Genomic DNA, 21,379 nt, shown 5'->3' on the forward strand with positions numbered 1-21,379 from the left:
GATCGGACGACTACGGAGCGAGCGGTGCAGCCAGGATCGCCAGGTAGTCGCTGAGTCCCCACGGGATCGACAGCGGCGACGGGTTGGCGGATGCCGCGATCGGCGAGGCGTCGGGGAGGATCGCGATGCGGCCCTCCGCGATCGCCGGGATCTTCGACAGCAGCGGATCGGCCTGCAGCAACGGGATGATCGACTCATCGCCGTACGTGATGAACAGGTCGACGTCGTCGAACTTCTGCGCCTCCTCGGAGCTGACCGTCAGGTAGAACTGGTCGCTGTCCTTGTTCTCCTCGACGATCGAGGGGAACGGCAGACCGAGGTCGTGGAGGTAGCCGGGACGGGTGTCGATCGCCGTGTAGTAGCCGATCTGGCTGAGGTCGGTCGGGTCGATGTAGGAGAAGAGGACCTTCTTGTCCTTGAGGACGCTGTTCGCCTCGAGCGCCGTCTCCGCATCGGCGTGCAGCTGCTCGATGAGCTCCTTGCCCTCATCCTCGAGACCCAGGGCCTTGGAGTCCATCTCGATCATGTCGTCGACCGAGGTACCCCACTGGACCTCCGGGAACGCGACGACCGGAGCGATCTTGGAGAGCGTGTCGTACTCCTCCTGGGTGAGACCGGAGTACGCGGCCAGGATCACGTCGGGCTCGGTGTCGGCGACGGCCTCGTAGTCGATGCCGTCGGTCTCGTCGAACAGCACCGGCGTCTCGGCGCCCAGTTCGTCGAGCTTCTCCTCGACCCAGGGCAGCACGCCGTTGTCGTCGTCGTCACCCCAGGTGGCCTTGCTCATCCCGACCGGAACGATACCGAGGGCCAGCGGCACCTCATGGTTCGCCCAGGCGATCGTCGCGACGCGCTCGGGCTTCTCGGTGATGGTCGTCTCGCCGTAGACGTGCTCCACCGTGACGGGGAAGGCGTCCGCGGAGGCGGGGTTGCCGCCGCCGGTCGCGGTCGACTCCGGAGCGGACGACGCGCAGGCGGAGAGGCCGACGGCGAGCGCAGCCGCCGCGCCGATGGCGAGAATTCGAGAGGTGCGCACAGGCGTTCCCTTCGGTGGTGGTGGGAGGGGGCGGCGCGAAATGCGCCCAGCCTTTGGTAAGCCTGGCCTAATCTAACACGGAGGTTAGGGCTGCCTCACTTTGGAGATTCCTATGCACGAACCGTTCGGGGACAGAAAAAACCGGCCGGATCCGTGAGGATCCGACCGGTTTCAGGAAGTCAGCGCGCGCTCAGAGAGCGCGGATGTTCGCCGCCTGCATGCCCTTGGGGCCACGCTCAGCGTCGAATTCGACCTTCTGGTTCTCGCGGAGCTCCTTGAAACCGGAGCCGGCGATAGCCGAGTAGTGGGCGAAAAGGTCGTCCGAGCCGTCATCGGGAGCGATGAAGCCGAAGCCCTTTTCCGCGTTGAACCATTTCACAGTGCCAGTGGCCATGTGTTTCTACTTTCTGTTGACTTAGCCGTTTGCACGGCCTACGCCGAGTCGGAACATCCGACACGCGCGCTCTGTCACGCTACCACGGCAGGCTGACGAGTCGCACTGAACGACGGATTCTTCTGCAGAAGCGCGGCTTCCGTGCGCGTGCTCACGCCGAGTTTGCGCAGAACGGCCGAGACGTGGACGCTCACGGTCTTCACGCTGATGAACAGTCGCTCACCGATCTGCCGGTTGCTCAGGCCCTCGGCGATCAGCTCGAGCACCTGCTTCTCTCGCGCGGTCAGCGGGTCGGTGCCGGCGGAAGGCTCGGCGGTGAGTCGGACCCCGAGACCGGCGTCGGAGGCGAATCGCGCGACCGCGGCCTGGAGCTGTGCGTTCCCCAGAGTCTCCGCGAGCGCGGCGGCCTCGGCCAGCACGGTCGATGCGGCCGCACGGTCGCCGTCGTGCACCAGCATCCGTGCCCGTTCGAGGCGGAGGACCACCCGGAAGGTGACGGGCACGTCTTCCCCGTCGGCGCGGACGAGCGCCTCGTCGACCGTGTCCGGGTGCGGGTCGAGCAGGGCGTCGAGGATCACCGACCAGGCGTCGTTCTGCAACTGCGCGGGTTGTGCGAGCCAGGCGGCTCGGATCGCGCCGGACGCCGCCGTGACGTCGGCGCCGTCGGCACGGAGTCCGGCGACGATCGCCGCTCCTTCCAGCAGTAGGCGGCGCTGGTGCAGGAGGGCGGGCTGCTCGTCCTGCAGCATCTCGAGGATCGTGTCGAGCGCGCCGCGGAAGTCGCCTTGGCTCTCGGCGACCGCGACCGTCATCATCACACGGTCGTACCAGATCTGGCGCTCCGAGACCCCGGTCTCCTCGAATGCCGGCAGCCAGTCGCGCAGCATCTCGGCGGCCTCGGCCGAGCGTCCGCGCCAGGCCAGCACCCGCACGCGGGTCATGCTCATGTACATGCGGAACACGCGCAGTGTTCCCTGGACGAAGTCGCGCGACAGCATCTCTTCCACACGCTCGATCTCGCCGAGTTCGAGCAGCGGCACGACCATGTTCTGCGCCATGATCGACCCCGAGGTGCGCTCGACGCGGAGTTCGCGGGCCCGACGCAGACCTTCTTCCGCGACCTCGACGGCCTCGCGGTAGCGACCCAGCAGCGTGAGCAGGTCGGAGTAGTTCACCCGATACCGCATCTCTGCATTCGGTCCGGCGGCGAGCTCGCGGGCCCGCTCGTACTCGCGCACCCCGGCGTCGACCTCACCCAGGTGTGCGAGCGAACCGCCGCGCACGTTCGCCGCGATCGACAGCTGATCGGTGGACGCCGCACCTGCGGCCCGGTGCTCGGCCTCGTCGGCGAGACGGATCGCCTCTTCGCGGTCGCCGGCGATCATGCGACGGCTGGCGAGCTGATTGAGCAGCTCGGCCCGGAAGACCTGGTCGTCGACGTGCTCCTCGGCGATGCTCAGCGCCTCCTGCAGCAGCGGGATCGCTCCCAGGCGCCCGAGGTTCACCAGGTAGAGCGCCTTGTTGCGCAGGAGCCGTGCGTGCAGTCGCGGGTCGACGGTCTCGGGATCGACTTCGGCCAGCGCGACGTTCGCGACGGCGAGCGCCCGTTCGCCGTCGCCCGCGTTGCGCAGGATCGACCCCAGCACGAGAAGCAGATCGAGGCGCTCGACTCGTGCGGCCTCGGCCGCGTCGGGGACGAGCGGCCACAGCTCCAGCGCCAGTTCGCCGAAGCGGGCGGCACTGGCGAACGCGTAGCGGGCCTTGGCATGGCGCATGGCGTCGGCGGCGGCGATGAGGGCTCGTCGGTCGTCTTGCGCGAGCTGCCAGTGGTACGCGAGCGCGGCGGCGTCTGCGCTGTCGGTGCCGGAACACTGCGCCTCGAGCGTCTCGGCGTAGGCGCGATGCAATCGGGCCCGCTCACCGGGGAGCAGGTCGTCGTGCACGGCCTCGCGCAGCAGGGCGTGCCGGAATCGGTAGTCGTCGTCGACCACGACCAGGATGCCGCTGCGGGTCGCCTCGCGGATCGCCTCGTCGAGACGCTGCTCGGGCAGGTCGGCGAGGCGTGTGATCAGGGGATGCGAGAGCGGCCGCTCCGCGCCGGAGACGACCTGCACCACGTGCTGCGCATCGTCGCCGAGCCTGTCGAAGCGGGCCAGCAGCAGGTCGCGGAGGCCGTCGGGGAGGGGGCCGTTCGAGCACCCCGCGATCTCCTCGATGAAGAACGGCACGCCTTCCGCCCGCTCCTGCATGCGCCCCAGCGCCGTCTCGCTCAGCGGGCTGCCGGTGATCTGCTCGGCGAGCTCGCGCACCGCGTCTTCGTCGAGCCTGCCCAGCGTCAGACGTTCGAGCAGACGCGCCCTGGTGGCCTCGCCGATGAAACGGCTCACCGCGTCTCCGCGGCGCACGTCGTCGGTGCGGCAGGTGATCAGCAGCAGGATGCGTCCGCGCCCGAGTGCCCGCAGCAGGAAGGAGAGGATGGCCAGCGTCGACTCGTCGGCCCAGTGCAGGTCTTCGACGACGAGCACCTGCGGCGCGAGCTCGGCGGCCGACTCGATCAGTGACGCGATGGCGTCGCGAAGGCGCTCGGGGCTGGTGCGCCCGCGATCGGTCGGAGCATCGACGAGCTCGGGCAGCAGCATCCCCAGGGCTTCGGCCCCGACCCCGACCGACTCGCGCACCCGATCGACGCCCATCCTCGTGACGATCGAGCGGAGGATGCCGGTGAGCGGACCGTACGGGGTGCGCGAGGCGCCGAGGTCGAGGCACCAGCCGACGTGCACATCGGCGGTCTGCTCGATTCCGGCGGCGAACTCCCGCAGCAGTCGCGACTTCCCGATCCCCGCCTCGCCCTCGACGAGCACGGCCGCAGGGACACCGTCGCGCACGCCCTCGAACAGGCGACGCACCTCGGCGAGCTCGGTCGCTCGACCGACCATCTCGGCGCTCGGGGCGGAGGGGGGCATGGATTCATCGTCCCACTCCCGACCGACATTCGGGTCGGTCGGCGCCTCGGCCCGCGACATGGCGGCGCTCACCGTGCGGGCACCGCCGTGGAGTCGCAGACGGAGGCCGTGCGCGCGGTCGACGCCGGATCGGCCGGGGCGCCGACGACACGGCGCAGCATCCTCCGGAGCGCTCCCTCGGGACGCGGCACGATCTGATCCGCGTGCTCGACGAGGAAACGGCGCTGCGCGGCGGCCCGCTCCATCTGCTCCTGCTCGAAGACGGTGATCTGGCGGCTGAGGTACGGGTGCTCGTACATGGGGTTCTCCTCGACGGTTCGCTGTATCCCTACAGTCCGCTCTGAGGCCCCCCGACGACATCGGACGGATGCCCTATCTTTCGGATGCCGGCGCCTAGGGAGGCCCCGCGCGGTCGCGCAGCAGCGTCCGGCGAGCCGAGGGACGCGACTGCGGCGGGACCAGGATCGCGAGCACCCGCACCAGCGTCGCCATCCACAGCAGCCCGAGGCCCACGACGACGGCCTCGAGCGCCGTCGCCGAGTACAGCCCGAACGGGAACCACGACACGACGGCGACGACGATGAGCAGGCCGACGCCGAGCGACGTGATCATCAGCGCACGAGGAAGCCCGGGGATCGCGGCCACGGTGGTGGCCGCAGCCGCGGCGAACAGCACGAGCGTCGCAGATGCGGCGACGTCGTGCGGGATCGGCACCCGCTGGAGCGGCAGCAGTCCGACCGCGGCGAGCGCGACGCCCGTCGCCGCCCACAGCGCCACCACCGCGGCGATGCGGCCCAGGGCGTCATCGCCGAGCATCCGGTGCAGATCCCGGCCGATGTACGAGCCGACGGTCGCGACCAGGAGCCCCGCGACGACCAGGGTGCCGTTGAAGGCCCACGATCCGGATCCGAGCTGCGAGAAGTTGGTCTCCCACCAGCGCGGGTCGGCCGCGGTGACCATCGCGAACAGCGTGCCGATCACGAGGAAGCCGAACAGGAGGGCGGCGAGATCGGCCGTGCGCAGGCCGATCGCGGCACCGAAGGCGAAGCGCCCGCCGACCGCGGAGGCGACTCCTGCCAGCAGGCCGCCGCCGACAGCACCGAGCCGCAAGCCCTCGAGTCCGGCGGCGAGGACCTCGGCGGCGAGCAGGACCCCCATCACCGTGACGGCACCGAACGCGACGGTCAGGGCGATCGTCGAGAGGTTCGACACCACGGTCTGCCAGCGCGGCATCGGGGCCGTCTCGCCACGGCGGTGCAGGAGCGTGCTCGTGAGGAACGCCGCCGCGGCGACGATTCCGGCGATCGCCGCGACCGGCATCGCGAGCGAACCCTCACCCGTGAGCGGCCGGGTGCCGCCGCCGCCTTCGAGGAGCAGGATGCCGGTCAGGGCGCCGACGACGAAGCAGAGCACGGTGGCCCAGACCGCCCTGGTCTCGGCGCGCAGCCTCGCTTCCCGCTCCATGCGCCCATGCAAGCACGCACCTCGGACAGGTGTCACCCCTTCGCGTCGACGCACCGCACTGGCGAGGGTGGGGGGTGACGCGGTGAGGCCCGGCCGCAGCGGGTGGCTGCGTCCGGGCCTCGCCGTCGGGAGCGCGCGGTCAGGCGTCGACGTCGCCGCGCCAGGAGCCGGTCTCGACTCCCCGCCCCTCGATGAACTCCTTGAAGTTGTGCAGATCCTTCTTCACGGCGTGCCCACCCGCGCCGACGAGAGACCCGAGCTTCTCGAGCAGCCCCTCCGGCGCCCAGTCGAGCTGCACGGTCACGCGTGTGGAGGTGTCGGTGAGCTTGTGGAAGGTCACCACACCCGCATGCTCGGTCTCCCCGCCGGTGCTCTTCCAGGCGACGCGCTCGTCCGGATGCTGCTCGGTGACCTCGGCGTCGAACTCGCGCGTCGCTCCGCCGACGTTCACCTTCCAGTGCGTGTGGGTGTCGTCGCTCTGCGTGATCGACTCGACCTCGTCGAGGAACTCCGGGAAGCTCTCGAACTGCGTCCACTGGTTGTACGCCGTGCGGACGGGAACGTCGACGTCGATGGTCTCGATGATCTGCACCATGGGATGCTCCTCACTGTTCGTCGTTCGTGTCGTCCCATTCAGCCCGTGTCGGCGACGATCGGCGACGGGGTTGACATCGAGGCGGGCGCACGCCGATGATCGGGCCCGCGGTGACGGCATCCGCACGACTACCGTTGACCTCATGCGCATCCCCGCCGCGATCCGCGCCTCCCAGCGCTCGCCGTTGCTGCAGGTCGTGAAGTCGGCCGCGGCGACGATCGCCGCGTGGCTCATCGCCGGATGGGTGTTCCCCGCGCAGCTGCCGGTGTTCGCCGCGATCGCCGCACTGCTGGTGGTGCAGCCCAGCGTGAACCAGTCGCTGTCGAAGGCGCTCGAGCGCAGCATCGGGGTGATCGCGGGCGTCGTGATCGCCGTCGCCCTCGGCCTGCTGCTCGGGTCGCCGAGCTGGATCGTGCTGCTCGCGATCGTCGTCGCGATGCTGGTCGCGTGGATCTTCCGAGCGTCGCCAGGCACCGGCAATCAGGTCGCGATCTCGGCGATGCTCGTCTTGGCGCTCGGTTCCTCGAGTCCCGAGTACGCGTTCGCCCGCATCGTGGAGACGCTGATCGGCGTCGTGATCGGCATCGTCGTGAACGCGCTGATCGTGCCACCGGTGCTGGTCGAGCCCGCCCGGCGTGATGTCGGGCTGCTCGGCCGCGAGCTCGCCGCGAGCCTGGATCGTCTGGCCACCGCGCTCCCCGAACCGCAGACGCCCGCCAAGCTGCAGGAGCTGATGCTCGAGGTGCGACTGCTCCGCCCCATGAAGGAGGCCGCCGACGCCTCGATCGCCGCGGGCGAGGAGTCTCTCACCCTGAATCCCCGCCGCTCGACCCACCGCGCAGACCTGCGCGAGATGCGGGCGCTGCTGGAGCGGCTCTCCCCCATCGTGACGCAGACGATCGGGATGACCCGCGCCTACTTCGACCACTACGACGACACGATCGGCGAGGAGCCCGCGGTCGCCGCGATCGCCGAGCAGCTGCGTCGGGCCGGTCACGATGTGCGTCTGGCCGTGCAGATCGCCGAGGCCTCGCCGGAGCCCGACACCGAGACCAGCACGATCCCCGCGCTCACCGCGCCGCTGGTGATCCGTCCACCGTCTTCGCAGCACTGGATCCTGATCGGCTCGCTCATGGAGGACCTCCGCCGCATCCGCGGAGAACTCGTCGACGAGGAGTGACCCCTCCTCTCCCCTCCCGTCGACCCACCCTCTCTGTGCGAGCCACCCCTGTGAGGACGCACGCAAAGGGGCGGCTCGACCACAAGGGGGTGGGTCGCGCCGAGAGCTGCCAGAGGAAACGGAGGGGTGAGTAGCCTGGGAGGCATGTCCGACATCACCGTCGCCGAAGCACTGGGGGAGCTCGCCGCACTCGAGGACCCGAAGATGCGTGCGGCCAACGAGAAGCGCGGCGACGACCATGGCATCAACCTCAGTCGGATGCGCGCGCTGGCGAAGCGGATCAAGACCGACCACGCCCTCGCGCAGGAGCTGTGGGCGACCGGTGAGACCCCGGCGCGGCTCCTGGCCCTGCTGATCTGCAGCCCTCGCGACTTCACCGCCGACGAGCTCGACGCCATGCTGCGCGAGACCCGCCCGCCGAAGGTCAACGACTGGTTCGTGAACTACGTCGCCAAGAAGACCCCGCTCGCCGAAGAGCTGCGGCGACGCTGGTTCGACGACCCGGATCCCACAGTGGCCGCGGCCGCCTGGTCGCTCACGACCGTGCGGGTGATGAAGGACCCTGACGGCCTCGACCTGCCTCACCTGCTCGACCTGATCGAGCGCGACATGAAGGATGCACCGAAGCGCCTGCAGTGGTCGATGAACGAGACCCTCGCCAACATCGGCATCTTCCACCCGGAGTACCGCGCGAGGGCGCTGGAGATCGGCGAGCGCCTGCAGGTCCTCGCCGACTACCCGACCGCGCCCGGCTGCACCTCGCCGTTCGCACCGATCTGGATCGGCGAGATCGTGCGACGCCGCGAAGGAGATCTCACGCTCTGAAGGAGAGTCCTGCACGACGTCTTCGGGCGGCGGTTCGACGAGATGGCCAGGACCCGCGACAAGTCACCGGATGCCGCCCGGCAGCTGGCCTCGCGGGCTCGACGCCACCTTCGGCAGGCTCGGGCGTCTGGCGTGTCCCTCGTCGGTTTCGCGCGACCGTGAGTAAAGTTATACACTTTAGATGTCGCGCGTGCTCTGGGGTGACCGCACCGGGCGGTCTCTGGCGCGTGCGACACGAATGGGGGAGCCACCATGGCCACGCAAGACGAACTGAACGCGCTCATCGCCGACATCGCGACCGACATCAACGGTTTCATCGGAGCATCGGTCGTCGATGTCGAATCCGGACTGCCGCTCGCCTCGCACTCGGTCCGCCCCGACTTCGACCTCGACGTCGCCAGCGCGTACAACAGCGAGATGGTCAAGAGCAAGCGGAAGACGATCGACGCGCTCCGCCTCGACGCCACCCTCGAAGACATGCTGCTGACGCTCGACACGCAGCTGCACCTGCTCAAGATGGTCGACGGCGACACGTTCATCTATCTCGCGGCCGACCGCCAGGCCACGAACCTCGCCCTCCTCCGCTCGGCTGTGAACCGCCATGTGGCGGCGCTGAACGCTTGATAGGCGAGGCCCTCGGGATCCTCGGTCTCGGGCTGGCGCACGCGGATGCGGCCGTGCCCGAGCCGGTGAGGCGCGCGCGCTGGCGTCGGGTGCATCTGCCCACCCGCTATCAGGTCATCTTCGCCGGGCCCGTCGGCGCCGGGAAGACCACCGCCGTACGTGCCCTGAGCGACGTGCCGCCCGTCGACACCGACGTGCCGATCTCCGCCGGTTCCGCCGAGTACGGCGACGGGGAGAAGACGACCACCACGGTGGGACTCGACTACGGCGCGTGGAGGCCCACGCCGGAGATCTCGGTGGCGCTCATCGGCACTCCGGGACAGGACCGCTTCGCTCCGGCGCGACGGAACGCCTCGCTGCCCGCCACACGCATCCTGCTCTGGTTGCGCGCCGACCGAGCGAGTCTCGCGGCCGACGCCGCCGAATGGATCCCGAAGTTCCGCGGCAGTGAGGACCGGCTCGTCATCGCCGTCAGCCACTGCGCGGACGACGCCGTCGACGGTGTGCGCCGAGCGCTGACCGAGACCCTGCTGCGGCACGGCATCCCCGCCGCCCGCGTCCTCGCCGCCGACGCCCGTGACCGCGAGAGCGTCATGCGAGTGGCCTGCATCGCACTCGACATTCCGGAGAGGGAGTCATGACGTCGCCCACCACCCCGCAGTTTCCTGCAGTCGCGAACGACCCCGGGCGCATGCACCCCGACATCGCCGGCAATTGGGCTCTCTGGTCGGAGGTCGTCAGCCAGTCCGCCCTCACTCGACTGCGCCATCTCGAGGCGCGCTTCCCCGAGTTGACGACGGCGGTCCTCGCGACCGCGGACGGACTCCACATCGCCTCGGTGGGCGTCGAGCGGGAGACCGGCGACCGGCTGGCGGCGATGAACGGCTCGCTGTTCGGCGTCGCCCGCGCGGAGGCCGAGATCATCTCCGGCGGCGCGGTACCGAGCCTGTCCGCCGTGGTGTCCGTCTCCATCGGAGAGAGCCAGATGTCGCTGCTCAGCTTCATCCTCGCGCCGTACGGGCAACTCCTGCTCTCCGTGTCCGCCACCGGCGCGCAGCTGGGAACCGTCATCGTGCAGGCGCGGTCGGCCGCGTACGAGCTGATCACGGCTCTGGGCCTCGCCGGATCACCGGCGTGAGTGCTCGTCGCGCCTGGCTACGCTGAGCACATGAGCACCCACATCGCCGCAGAGCCCGGTCAGATCGCCCCCATCGTCCTGTTCCCCGGCGACCCGCTGCGGGCGAAGTGGATCGCCGAGACCTTCCTCGACGACGCCGAGCTGTACACCGAGACGCGAGGGATGCTCGGCTTCACCGGCACCTGGGAGGGCCACCGCATCTCGGTGCAGGGCTCGGGCATGGGGCAGCCGTCGATGGCGATCTATGCGAACGAGCTGTTCGACTCGTACGACGTGCAGACGATCGTGCGGGTCGGGTCGTGCGGTGCCCTGACCGAGCGGGTCAAGATCCGCGACATCATCATCGCCAACGGGGCGTCGACGGATTCCGGCATCAACCGGGTGCGCTTCCACGGGCTCGACTACGCGCCGGTCGCGGACTTCGGGCTGTTGCGCGCCGCGGTCGAGGCGAGTGAGGCCGAGACCCTGGAGTCGACCGTGCACGTCGGGCAGCTGTTCTCCAGCGACCAGTTCTACAGCACCAGGCCCGAGCTCACGGAGCCGTTCGTGCAGCACGGCATCCTGGGCGTGGAGATGGAGGCGGCCGGCCTCTACACTCTCGCGGCGTACTACGGTCGGCGCGCCCTCGCGATCTGCACGGTCAGCGACCACATCGTCACGGGCGAGGAGACCACGGCGCAGGAGCGGGAACAGACCTTCGGCGACATGATCCGCATCGCCCTGCGCGCGGCGACCTCGGTCTGAGCTGTCGTTCGCTCGCATGGAGGGCGAGGAAACCCGCGGATGGGATGATCGAGGAACCATGACTTCCACTCCGCGGCTCGACCCCGCCATCGTTCCGGACGCCGCGGATCCGGATGCCGTCTACCTCGCCTTCGTCGAGTGGGCGGAATCGACGGGCATCAGCCTGTATCCCGCCCAGGACGAGGCGGTCATCGAGATCGTCTCCGGCAATAACCTGATCCTCTCCACCCCCACCGGCACCGGCAAGTCGCTCGTGGCGATCGGCGCGCATTTCAGCGCCCTCGTCGCAGGGCGCCGCAGCTACTACACCGCGCCGATCAAGGCGCTCGTGAGTGAGAAGTTCTTCGCGCTGGTCGATGTGTTCGGCGCCGAGAACGTCGGCATGGTCACGGGTGACTCCGCAGTCAACGCCGATGCGCCGATCATCTGCTGCACGGCCGAGATCCTCGCGAACCTCTCGCTGCGTCAGGGCACGGATGCCGACGTCGGCCAGGTCGTGATGGACGAGTTCCACTTCTACGCAGACCCCGACCGCGGCTGGGCGTGGCAGGTTCCGCTGCTCGAGCTGCCGCAGGCGCAGTTCATCCTGATGTCGGCGACCCTCGGCGACGTCACCGAGCTCGCCGCAGACCTCACGCGCCGCACCGGCCGCGAGACGGCCACCGTGACCGGCGTCGAACGTCCGGTGCCCCTGCACTTCTTCTACGAGACCACACCGATCCACGAGACGATCGATGACCTGCTGAACACGGGGCAGGCGCCGATCTACGTCGTGCACTTCTCGCAGGCCGCGGCCATGGAGCGCGCGCAAGCCCTGTCCAGCACGAAGGTCGCCACCCGCGAGCAGCGCGACGAGATCGCGGCGCTGATCGCCGAGTTCCGCTTCACGACCGCGTTCGGCAAGACGCTGTCGCGCTTCCTGCGCGCCGGGATCGGCGTGCACCACGCCGGGATGCTGCCGAAGTACCGGCGCCTCGTGGAGCAGCTCGCCCAGCGTGGACTGCTCCGCGTGATCTGCGGCACCGACACCCTCGGCGTCGGCATCAACGTGCCGATCCGCACGGTGCTGCTCACCGCGCTCACGAAGTTCGACGGCACCCGGATGCGACAGCTGAACGCGCGCGAGTTCCATCAGATCGCCGGCCGTGCCGGTCGTGCCGGCTATGACACCGCCGGCACCGTCGTCGCCCAGGCTCCGGAGCACGAGAGCGAGAACGTCGCGGCGGTGAAGAAGGCCGGCGACGACCCGAAGAAGAAGCGCAAGATCGTCCGCAAGAAGGCGCCCGACGGCTTCGTCTCATGGGGCGAGCCGTCGTTCCGCAAGCTCATCGATGCGGTGCCGGAGACGCTGACCTCGCACATGCAGATCACGAGCGCCATGATGCTCAACGTGATCGCCCGCGGCGGCGACGTGTTCGCCAATATGCGCGCACTGGTATACGACAACCACGAGCCGCGGAAGCGACAGCGCGAGCTCGCTCTCAGAGCCATCGGCATCTACCGCACGCTCCGCGAATCCGGGATCGTCGAGAAGACACCGGACGGCGACATCCGCCTCACGGTCGACCTGCAGCCGAACTTCGCGCTCAACCAGCCCCTGTCACCGTTCGCTCTCGCCGCTTTCGAACTGCTCGATCCCGATCCGACCGCCGGCACGGGAACCGGCTCCTACGCGCTCGACATGATCTCGATCGTGGAATCGACGCTCGACGATCCGCGCGCGGTCCTGAGCCAGCAGGAGTTCCTCGCCCGTGGCGAGGCGGTCGCCGCGATGAAGTCCGAGGGCATCGAATACGACGAGCGGATGGAGCTGCTCGAGCAGATCACGTACCCGAAGCCGCTCGACGAGCTGCTGACCGCCGCCTTCGAGACCTTCAGCGCAGCGCAGCCCTGGATCCGCGACTTCGAGCTGCACCCCAAGTCGGTGGTCCGCGACATGTACGAGCGGGCCATGTCGTTCGGGGAATATGTCGCGTACTACAAGATCGCGCGCTCCGAGGGCGTGGTCCTGCGCTACCTCTCCGACGCCTACCGCGCGGCGTCGCAGACCATACCCGAGGAGCTCAAGGACGAGGATCTTCGCGACCTCATCGAGTGGCTCGGCGAGCTGGTGCGCCAGGTCGACTCCAGCCTGCTCGACGAGTGGGAGGAGCTGATCGCCGGTGTCGACAACGGACGCTTCGACCCGCACGCCCCCGATGAGCCGATCGTCCCGCCCGCACCCAAGCGGCTCACGAGCAACATCCGCGCGTTCCGCATCCTGGTCCGCAACGAGCTCTTCCGACGGGTGCAGCTCGCGGCGCGGGAAGACGTCGACGGGCTCGCGGAGCTCGATCCCGATTTCGGCGCCGACGCCTGGTCCGACGCGCTCGACGGGTACTTCGCCGACCACGACGACATCCTCACCGGCGCCGATGCCCGCAGCTCGAAGCTGCTGATCCTCACCGAGGGTCCCACCTCGTGGACGGCGCGGCAGATCTTCGACGACCCCGCCGGCGACCACGACTGGGGCGTCTCCGCGACGATCGACCTCGCCGCCTCCGACGAGGCGGGTCAGGCCGTGGTCACGGTGACCGGAGTCGATCGGCTGTAACCGCGCTCGTCATCGGCACAGCCCCCTCCGGCTTGACGCCGACCACCCGACCGAACCGCCCCAGCGTCTCGCGGCGGTGCGAGGCCGCGATGACCGTGCCCTCGAAGCCTTCGAGCACGTCGGAGATGATGCGCTCCGACTCGGCATCCAGGCTCGCGGTGATCTCGTCGACGATGAGCACCCGCGGCTCGCGGCACAGTGCCCGAGCCAGGGCCAGCCGTGCGCGCTGGCCGCCGGACAGCCGCACCCCGTGCTCGCCGAGCTCGTCGTCGAGGGTGATCCAGCCGTCGGCGCCGACCCGTGTGAGCACTCCGCGCAACTGCTCGTCGCTGCGGGCGCCGACACCGCGCACGAGGTTGTCGCGCACGGTGCCGTGGAAGAGGCGCGCATCCTGCTCCACCGCGGCGACGGTCCGGCGAAGGTCGTCATCGCGGATACGGCCCAGCGGGTACGCGACCCCCGCCGCATCGACGAGGGCGACCGTGCCGGCCGAAGGGTCCCACAGTCGCGCCGCGAGCGCGATCACCGTGCTCTTGCCTGCGCCGGACGCCCCCGCGAGTCCGATGTGCTCGCCGGGGTCGACGTCGATCGACCACCCGCGCAGCACCTCCGTGCGGTCATCGTAGGAGAACGCGACCCTCTCGAAGCGCACACCGAGCGGACCGGACGGCAGCGGGAGCGGACGATCGACCGGCGCGACGACCGGGGGACGGTGCAGAGCCGCGCCCACGCGATCCGCACTGGCGATCAGCGGATGCAGCTCCGACACGGTGTGTGCGGCATCCGCCACCGCGGCCACCCCGGCGACGGCGAGGGCGATCACCGCGGGGAGCAGCGCCGCCCGTGCGGCGTCGACCGCGCCACCGACCGTGCCACCGAGAACGGAGGCGGCGATCACCCCGATCACGACCGCGGTGAGGAGCAGCTCGCGCGTCCCGTCGACGAGATGCGCGGTCGCCTCCCGGCGGCGGGTGATGCGCGCCGACCGTCGAGTCCCATCGATCGCCTCGCGCACGATCCGGCTCTGCAGCCCGAAGGCGAGGATCTCGCGCAGCGCTCCGAGGGCATCGACCAGCCGCTCGGACTGCTCCTCGCGCTCCCGCTGCTCGCGCACACCGATCCGCCGCGCCGGGCCCGCTCCGGCCCAGGCGGTAAGCGCGACCGAGACCGCTCCTCCCAGCATCACGAGCCCGGCCGCGGGCATCACGAGGAACGCGCAGACCAGGGCTCCGACGAAGAGCGTGAGCGCTGCTCCGATCTGCGCCACCGTATGGGCGTAGAAGAACTCCAGCTTCTCGATGTCGGTCATCGCGACCGAAGCCGCGCGCCCGGAGTGCTCGCGACGGCGGCCGGGGACGCTGCGCGAGTACGCGTCGAAGAGCGCCATCCGCAGCCGGGCGAGCACTCGGTACGCGAGGGCGTGCGACACGTCCATCTCGCGCCAGGTGAGGAACGTGCGCAGCAGCACGAGGCCTCCGAGCGTGAACCACCAGACGGGCGGCGGCCACGTGCCGTGCACGACGGCCCCGCCGACGCCGAGCGCGGTGAGCACCCCGAGGGCGGCGAGCGCACACAGACTCGTGGTGGCGATCAGGTAGCTGCCGACGATGCGCCGCCATTCGGGTCGCAGCGGGGGAAGCAGCCGAGCGAGGACCCCCGCGGACGAGGTCATGAGGCGTCCTTCACGAGCGTTCCCTCGCGGAGCACCCGTACGTCGGCGACCCTGGCGAGAGCCTCGGGGCGATGGCTGATCATGAGCACGATCTTCTCTGCGGCGACGCGTTCGAGCGTCTCGGCGACGGTGTGTGCGCTGCGGTCGTCGAGGGCGCTGGTCGGCTCGTCGACGAGCAGGACGGGCCGCTGGGCGAGCAGCGCTCTGGCGAGGGCCAAGCGCTGCCGCTGCCCTCCCGACAGGCTCGTCCCCGCCTCCGTCACCATCGCGTCGAAGCCTCCGGGGATCGCCCGGATCTCGTCGAGCACACCGGCCGCGGCGCACGCATCTTCCAGCGCCTCCTGCCCGGCATCGAACAGATCGACGTTGTCCCTGATGGTCCCGGCGAACAGGACGGGGCGCTGGGAGACCACGGCGACATCGCGGGGACGGAGAGGGTGTCCGTCGAGCTCGACCGTTCCCGCTGTGGGCGGCAGGAAGCCGAGGATCAGGTCGAAGAGCGTGGATTTGCCCGCACCGGACGGCCCGGCGATCGCGTGCACCTCGCCGCGGCCGGCATGAAGGTCGACACCGCGCAGGACGTCGTGATCGGTGCCGGGGTACCGGTACGAGAGGCCCGAGATGCGGAGCGCGTCTGCGCCGGTCGCCCGGTCCGCCTCGAGTTCCTCGGCTGGCTCGATCTCCGCCGCTGCCGGCACCGGCCGGTGGAAGGCACCGAGAGCCGCCAACCCGGGAACCGCCGTGAGCCCGAGGAACCCGGCATGCCAGTGCCGGGAGAGCTCGCGGACAGGGCGGAACGTCTCCGAAGAGAGCAGGAGCAGCGCGTAGACCTCGATGGCCGGCGGCTGCCCGGTCATGACGGACACGACCGCCAGCCCGGCGGCGATCACCACTCCCGCCTGCACGGCGAAGTCGGTGATCGCCGTCTCCGCGAGCGACGACCGCATGACGCGTTCCGTGGCCACGCGCAGCGCCTCCGACCTCGCCTGCAAGCGCGCACGCGTCGCGGGGACATCGCCCAGCGCGCGCAGCGTCGACATCCCCCGGAGCGCCTCGAGCAGGTCGCCGCTGAGCGCCTCATAGGTGTCCCAGTGCGCGAACCCGCGTCGGGCGAGCATCCGCTTCCAGGCCAAGGGGCCCAGCACCGCGAGCAGGATCCCCCCGGCGACGCACAGCGCGATCACGGGCGACAGCACCGCCACGAGGCACACCGCGATCAGGCTGCCGACCGCGAGCTGCGCCACCGCAGGGATGTACTTCGACACGTACGCGTCCGTGCCGTCGATGCCGTCCCCGAGCGCAAGCTGGGTCGAGCCGTCGCGGAGGCGGGCATCGTGCAGTCGTTCGGGCACCAGTGCCGCGGCGACGGCCGCACCCCGCAGGTCTTCCCTGACCCGCCCTCCGAGGCGCGCGGCGGCGTCGCCCTGCACCAGCGTCAGCAGCATCCGCATCACCCCGATCGCGAGGATCGCGCCGATGCCGGCCATCGCGCCGGCCGCGTCGCCGCGCACGAAGGCGGCGAGAGACCACGCGAGGGCGAGCGCCTGCAGGAGGTGCGTCGCGAACACGAGGAGAAGGAGCAGGATGCTCAGGGAAAGGAGCCAGGGGTGCCGTCGCGCTTCGCGCCACAGCTCGGGGACGATCATCATCGTGCACCTCCGGGGGAGTCGAGGAAGGCGACCGCGTGGATGATCCATCGGTCGCCGGTGGAAGTGAAGCCGGAGACCGGGCGCGCGCGCCTGTCTCCGGTGAGCGCGGCCTCGTACCCGAGGCGCGCTGCGGCGAGATGGGCGCTCCAGAGCGCGGCTCCGACGATCGTCGAAGGCGCTGCGGTCGACACGGACCAGGACCGCACAGCGGTCGCCCCGCGCACCCAAGCCTGGCCGGAGGCACGTGCGATGCGCTCGACCTCGGTCGTCGGTGAGCCCCCGATGCGGTCGGCGAACTCCGCGACGGCAGGCGAGCGTCGAGTGCCGAGAGCCTGCAGAGCAGCCGCATCCGGCGCCGGGACGTGCGGGATCTCGACGGCGGCGAGCGGGATCTCCGGCGCGAGTCCTCGGCGGATCCAGGCCTCGGCATCCGCCGCCCGGGGAACCCCGAGCATCTCGCGCAGCCGATTCGAGGGGCCGACCTGCACCGGTCCGGCCTGCTCCCCCAGCAGGAATCGCACGGCGGCGACCGCGTAGGCCGCATCCGCGATCCACAGGGGCCAGGCCCGATGCCGGTAGCGGCCGAAGGACCGCCCCGGCAGCACGGTGAACACCACGCGCGCGATGCCGTCGTCCGACCCGGGCGCCGGCCATCCCTCCGCCCGGTCGGATGCGAGGTCACGACGACGGAAGACCCCCTCCTCCCCGTCGACCGTCCATCGCACACCGGTCTCGTCGATCAGATGCGTCTGCACCGGATAACACGCCCCGGCAGAGGGGACGGGCCGTCGACGGATGCGCGTGGCCGAGCCGTCGGCACCCCGGTGGTGATCCCCCGGGTGCCACAGGGCATCGACGAGCTCTGACACCCCGCGGTGAGGTTCGTCCGCCACGGCGCCGGCCCGATCCCAGGCGTTCGCGCGCGGCCCCGGCGGCAGGGGTCCTGCGGGCATGCGCGAGGTCAGCGCCTCGACGAGCGGGGCAGGAAGGCCGCGACTCTCGCGGCGTGTGCGATCCATGACGGCCCTCACATGTGCGGAGCCGGGAGGAGCGTGAAGTCCTCGGGGCCGCCGGTCCAGGTGGTGCGCCAGCCGCGCTCCTCGGCCGCCTCTCGGAACCGTGGCATTCCGAGGTACGAGAACGCCGCCGGGGCGTTGGGCACGAGTCCGGTCACGATCGAACGCACCACGCGCAGGTCGGTGCGTCGCACGTCGGAGGTCGTGAGGTCGCGGGTCAGGACGCGGTGACCTCGCGCGCGTAGGCGCCTGTACACCTCGTCCATCGTCACCGGACTCACCGCACTCAGCGGGAACACGCCCTGCGCAGGTGCGTGGAACCGGCGTGCTTCGCCGTGCACGGCCGGGTCGAGCCACACCTGCACGTGCGCGCCGAGGTCGATCACGTTTTCGAACTGCGGCCCGGCCGCGGCGAGGTAGTCGGCGTCCGGACGGAAGTCGAGAGTGAGGCCCGTCGCCATCAGCCCCGCGGCGACGGCGCGGAACACCCATCCGTCGGCGGTCGTGCATCCCTGCGTGTAGATCCAGGTGTGCACCGCTTCGAGCACGGCCTTCCGCGCGGCACGTGCCGGGTCGAGGGCGGCCGAGAATCCGGCGGCGTAGAGTCCGCGATCCTCGTCGTGCACGAGCGCGCCGATCGCCGGCGCGAACTCCGAGGGCATCGCCACCAGCCAGACGCGCAGACTGCTCCCGCGCAGGTCGTCCAGGAGGCCGGGGACCGTGGCCGGATCGATGCCGAACGTCGGTCCGTCGAGGTGCCACCACAGCTCGAGCGCATCCCGCTCGATCACCTCGATCACCCCGCGGTCGCGGGCGTCGTCGAAGCCAGCACCCGTCGCGATGCCGGCGTAGTTCAGGTGATGCGTCCGCGGCAGCGAGCGGAACCGGGACTGCCGCCAGTTCAGGTGCACGAGAGAATCCGGCACCCACACCGAGCCGCCGTCGAGCTCGTCGCAGCGCGCCCAGAGCGTCGGCCTGGAGGGGAGCAGACGCTGATACGCGAAGCCCGGGCGTGCGAGCTGCCAGTCGGCGAAGCGCGGCAGAGCGGACTCGGCGATGACGGTCTCGCCCTCCGCACGCAGCTCGTCCGCAGTGCCGACGCGGAGCACGTCGCGAGGCAGCACGTCGGGCAGCCAGTTCCCGCAGTACCGCTCCACGCCCTCGCCGATCGCGGCGATGCGGGCCTGCGCAGGGTCGCCGAACGATGTGCCGAGCGAGACCCGATCGGCCGGCCACTCGCCGAGGACCCGGGCGTCGGCCACGGATGCCGTCAAGGCCAGGTAACGGTCCGGAGCGCCGACCGGATGCGGTACCTCCCGCACCGACCGGATGATGCCGGCCTCGGCATCGACCAGCGCCTCGGCCGACAGCGTCGCACGCGTCGTGGCGCGGTCCGGGGTGTCGTGCAGGGTCATGCTGTCCTCTCGTACCGCCAGCGGCCGGTCTCCGGCTCGAAGGCGGATCTGGTGCGACGGCTCCGTCCCGGGGCAGGTGCGGGGATCGCGGGTGCGGGGATCGCGGACTCCGTGGTCGGCAGTCCGGTCTCGGCGAGCCAGGAGTCGAGCACGCCGCCGATGCCGCCCGCACTGCGCAGCCGGGAGCGGATCTCCTCGTCGTCGATGTCCGCGGCCAGTCGATGTCCCCACGGACCGTCGACCAGGTGGACGGGCCCCTGCCAGGCGACCGCGAGCCGACCGGCATCCGTGAAGAAGAAGTCGTGATCGCCGCGGATCAGCAGCAACGGCGCGCGGAGCACTCCGTAGGCGCGGTCCAGATCGACCGCCGGAGCGGACCACAGGCGTCGCCATCCGGACAGGACCTCGGACGACCAGCCCCACTCGTCGGCGGCCCGATGCACGCCCACAGCGGCCGCCCGCTGGACGCGGGCCGCGAGCTGCTCGTCGGACAGCGGTGGCAGGGAACGCGGTCCACGACCGTGCTGGTGCCACCACCCGATCCGGTCGCGTAGCTGGGGACGCCCGTTCTCGTCCCACGCGGTCTCGGCGAGCCCGAGCGCCGGGACCAGGAGCACCAAGGCGTCGACGTCGACGGCCCTGGCGGCTTCGAGCGCGGCGTGCGCGGCATACGAACCGCCGGACACCACGAGCGGCAGCCCGGGATTCTCGGCCCTGACCTCCTCGACCACTGCACGTCCGTCGCTGCGTTCCGCGAGGTACGGGTGCCATTCCCCGTCGGAGGAGTGACGCCCGCGCACGTCATGGATCACGCACCGGTAGCCCCGCCCGACCCAGGCGCGTGCGGTGTCGCCGTGGCGCCAGGCGCCGTAGGGCGTGCGGATGACCACGACCCCCCGAGGCTCCGCGGGCTCCCAGACCCAGCCGCGCAGCAGGGCACCGTCCTCCGCGACGACGGTATGGGGGCGGGCGTCGCGCGGCGGCGTCATCGGTTCACCCGGCGCGGAGCCGCGGGGAAGGGGAGCACCGTGTGCTCGCTGACGGAACCGCTCGCGGGCACGACCTTCCAGAGCGTCGTGCGCAGCCGGTCGAGTTCCGCGCCGCCCTGTGCCCAGGCGAGGATGACGTGCAGCAGCCGGGCGAGCACGAGCACCCTGGTCGCACCGTCGACGGGACCGGGGGTGAGCGGCCCCGCCTGCTGCCAGGCTTCGGTCGATGCGGGCGCGCTGCTCGCGGCCACCCGCCGCGCAGCCACCTGCACGGAGGTGGGGTCGCTCGGGTCGAGAGCGATCGGATCGATCAGCACGATCTCGCCCTCACGGTGCACCCGGAGCCACGCGATCCCCCGCCCCGGAAGCCGATCGAGCTCGGACCAGCGGCGACGGCCGGGCGCATCCTCGGCGTAGGCGACCACGAGCGCGGCGTCCTCGGGCGGTTCTGACGCCGGGTCCGCGACGGTGACCTGTGCGCCCCAGGCTGCGAGCACGCGTTCGAGCTCGCCGACGAGCGGGTCCGTTCCGAGGAGGCACACGTCGCGGCGCTCCTCCGGCCAGCGACGAAGAGAGTCCGCGGACTCGCGCTCCTGCACCTCGAGAATCAGGCGGTCGAGGGAGGACGAGCGCCCGTCGACACCTCTCTCGAGAGCATCGAGCAGCTCAGTGGGCGGCGCGTCGACGAGGGCGAATCGCCCGGTGCGCAGACGGGTCCGGAGGCGGCCGTCTGCGCCGATGACGAGATGCGCCCCGGAGTCGGGGAGCGGCAGGATACGGGGTTCGGAAGTCATGGATTCTCTCGGTGAGGGGCCCGACCGGACGCGAACGCCCGGCCGGGCCGGAGTGCGCTCGAAAGCGCGACGGAAGGATCCGCGATCAGTCGAACGGGTTCTCGACCAGGGCGTTCGAGTGCGATGCCGACAGGTGCGCCAGCTGCTCGGACTCTTCGATCTCGGCGAGGATCTGCTTTTCCATTTCATGCTCCTTCTCTGAGGTTTCCGACCCGCGGGGTGCGGGGCGGAGTCCACGGTGCGTGAACACTCACGACCCTAAATGATAATGATTCTCAATATCTACTA

The 21,379-nt window shown here is 70.5% G+C and carries 20 protein-coding genes; 7 read left to right on the plus strand and 13 right to left on the minus strand.

The window, feature by feature from the left end:
- Positions 1-10: 10 nt before the first annotated feature.
- From CQ045_RS07170 to CQ045_RS07190, 6 genes are all read right to left on the minus strand, one after another.
- The gene (locus CQ045_RS07170; RefSeq protein WP_105722072.1) at positions 11-1,036 is read right to left on the minus strand and encodes an iron-siderophore ABC transporter substrate-binding protein; all 1,026 of its coding nucleotides are present in this window, start codon (positions 1,034-1,036) and stop codon (positions 11-13) included.
- Between the two features lie 190 nt (positions 1,037-1,226).
- The gene (locus CQ045_RS07175; protein WP_017831237.1) at positions 1,227-1,430 is read right to left on the minus strand and encodes a cold-shock protein; all 204 of its coding nucleotides are present in this window, start codon (positions 1,428-1,430) and stop codon (positions 1,227-1,229) included.
- Between the two features lie 74 nt (positions 1,431-1,504).
- Complete coding sequence (locus CQ045_RS19105) at positions 1,505-4,393, minus strand: LuxR family transcriptional regulator (RefSeq protein WP_181156471.1); 2,889 nt, start codon at positions 4,391-4,393, stop codon at positions 1,505-1,507.
- A 68-nt stretch (positions 4,394-4,461) separates the two neighbouring features.
- Positions 4,462-4,692 (minus strand): hypothetical protein, encoded by a 231-nt coding sequence (locus CQ045_RS18795; RefSeq protein ID WP_181156472.1) that lies wholly within the window; start codon positions 4,690-4,692, stop codon positions 4,462-4,464.
- A 94-nt stretch (positions 4,693-4,786) separates the two neighbouring features.
- Positions 4,787-5,857 carry a DUF998 domain-containing protein gene (locus CQ045_RS07185; RefSeq protein ID WP_258130982.1) on the minus strand — a complete coding sequence of 357 codons (1,071 nt, stop codon included), beginning with the start codon at positions 5,855-5,857 and terminating at the stop codon, positions 4,787-4,789.
- A gap of 139 nt (positions 5,858-5,996) precedes the next feature.
- A complete protein-coding gene (locus CQ045_RS07190) occupies positions 5,997-6,452 on the minus strand; it encodes an SRPBCC family protein (RefSeq protein WP_105722076.1) in 456 nt (151 codons plus the stop codon).
- Between the two features lie 142 nt (positions 6,453-6,594).
- On the opposite strand from CQ045_RS07190, the gene CQ045_RS07195 reads away from it, so the two are divergent.
- From CQ045_RS07195 to CQ045_RS07230, 7 genes are all read left to right on the plus strand, one after another.
- Positions 6,595-7,632 (plus strand): aromatic acid exporter family protein, encoded by a 1,038-nt coding sequence (locus CQ045_RS07195; protein WP_105722078.1) that lies wholly within the window; start codon positions 6,595-6,597, stop codon positions 7,630-7,632.
- Between the two features lie 144 nt (positions 7,633-7,776).
- Positions 7,777-8,457 (plus strand): DNA alkylation repair protein, encoded by a 681-nt coding sequence (locus CQ045_RS07200; protein WP_105722080.1) that lies wholly within the window; start codon positions 7,777-7,779, stop codon positions 8,455-8,457.
- Between the two features lie 252 nt (positions 8,458-8,709).
- Entirely contained in the window at positions 8,710-9,081 is a 372-nt protein-coding gene (locus CQ045_RS07210) for a hypothetical protein (RefSeq protein ID WP_105722082.1), read from the plus strand.
- 53 nt (positions 9,082-9,134) lie between these two features.
- The gene (locus CQ045_RS07215; protein WP_146115198.1) at positions 9,135-9,722 is read left to right on the plus strand and encodes a hypothetical protein; all 588 of its coding nucleotides are present in this window, start codon (positions 9,135-9,137) and stop codon (positions 9,720-9,722) included.
- Positions 9,719-10,219: a roadblock/LC7 domain-containing protein gene (locus tag CQ045_RS07220; RefSeq protein ID WP_105722086.1), complete on the plus strand. Its 501-nt coding sequence runs from the start codon at positions 9,719-9,721 to the stop codon at positions 10,217-10,219. The genes CQ045_RS07215 and CQ045_RS07220 overlap by 4 nt, the downstream gene beginning before the upstream one ends.
- A gap of 30 nt (positions 10,220-10,249) precedes the next feature.
- Positions 10,250-10,963, plus strand: coding sequence for a purine-nucleoside phosphorylase (gene deoD / locus CQ045_RS07225; RefSeq protein ID WP_105722228.1), 714 nt, complete (start codon positions 10,250-10,252; stop codon positions 10,961-10,963).
- Positions 10,964-11,021: 58 nt separating this feature from the next.
- Positions 11,022-13,556: an RNA helicase gene (locus tag CQ045_RS07230; protein ID WP_105722088.1), complete on the plus strand. Its 2,535-nt coding sequence runs from the start codon at positions 11,022-11,024 to the stop codon at positions 13,554-13,556.
- Here the strand turns inward: CQ045_RS07230 and CQ045_RS07235 are convergent.
- From CQ045_RS07235 to amiA, 7 genes are all read right to left on the minus strand, one after another.
- On the minus strand, positions 13,528-15,228 hold the full coding sequence (locus CQ045_RS07235) for an ABC transporter ATP-binding protein (protein WP_105722090.1): 1,701 nt from the start codon (positions 15,226-15,228) through the stop codon (positions 13,528-13,530). The genes CQ045_RS07230 and CQ045_RS07235 overlap by 29 nt on opposite strands.
- Positions 15,225-16,877, minus strand: coding sequence for an ATP-binding cassette domain-containing protein (locus tag CQ045_RS07240; RefSeq protein WP_181156473.1), 1,653 nt, complete (start codon positions 16,875-16,877; stop codon positions 15,225-15,227). The genes CQ045_RS07235 and CQ045_RS07240 overlap by 4 nt, the downstream gene beginning before the upstream one ends.
- Complete coding sequence (locus CQ045_RS07245) at positions 16,874-17,896, minus strand: hypothetical protein (RefSeq protein WP_105722092.1); 1,023 nt, start codon at positions 17,894-17,896, stop codon at positions 16,874-16,876. The genes CQ045_RS07240 and CQ045_RS07245 overlap by 4 nt, the downstream gene beginning before the upstream one ends.
- Before the next feature lie 8 nt (positions 17,897-17,904).
- Positions 17,905-19,308 carry a YcaO-like family protein gene (locus CQ045_RS07250; protein ID WP_105722094.1) on the minus strand — a complete coding sequence of 468 codons (1,404 nt, stop codon included), beginning with the start codon at positions 19,306-19,308 and terminating at the stop codon, positions 17,905-17,907.
- Positions 19,305-20,297 (minus strand): CocE/NonD family hydrolase, encoded by a 993-nt coding sequence (locus tag CQ045_RS07255; RefSeq protein ID WP_105722096.1) that lies wholly within the window; start codon positions 20,295-20,297, stop codon positions 19,305-19,307. The genes CQ045_RS07250 and CQ045_RS07255 overlap by 4 nt, the downstream gene beginning before the upstream one ends.
- The gene (locus CQ045_RS07260) at positions 20,294-21,091 is read right to left on the minus strand and encodes a hypothetical protein (RefSeq protein WP_105722098.1); all 798 of its coding nucleotides are present in this window, start codon (positions 21,089-21,091) and stop codon (positions 20,294-20,296) included. The genes CQ045_RS07255 and CQ045_RS07260 overlap by 4 nt, the downstream gene beginning before the upstream one ends.
- Before the next feature lie 85 nt (positions 21,092-21,176).
- Positions 21,177-21,275: a streptamidine family RiPP gene (gene amiA, locus CQ045_RS19035; RefSeq protein ID WP_017831216.1), complete on the minus strand. Its 99-nt coding sequence runs from the start codon at positions 21,273-21,275 to the stop codon at positions 21,177-21,179.
- Positions 21,276-21,379: the final 104 nt, after the last annotated feature.

This window comes from Microbacterium sp. MYb66 (assembly GCF_002979435.1).
GTDB lineage: Bacteria > Actinomycetota > Actinomycetes > Actinomycetales > Microbacteriaceae > Microbacterium.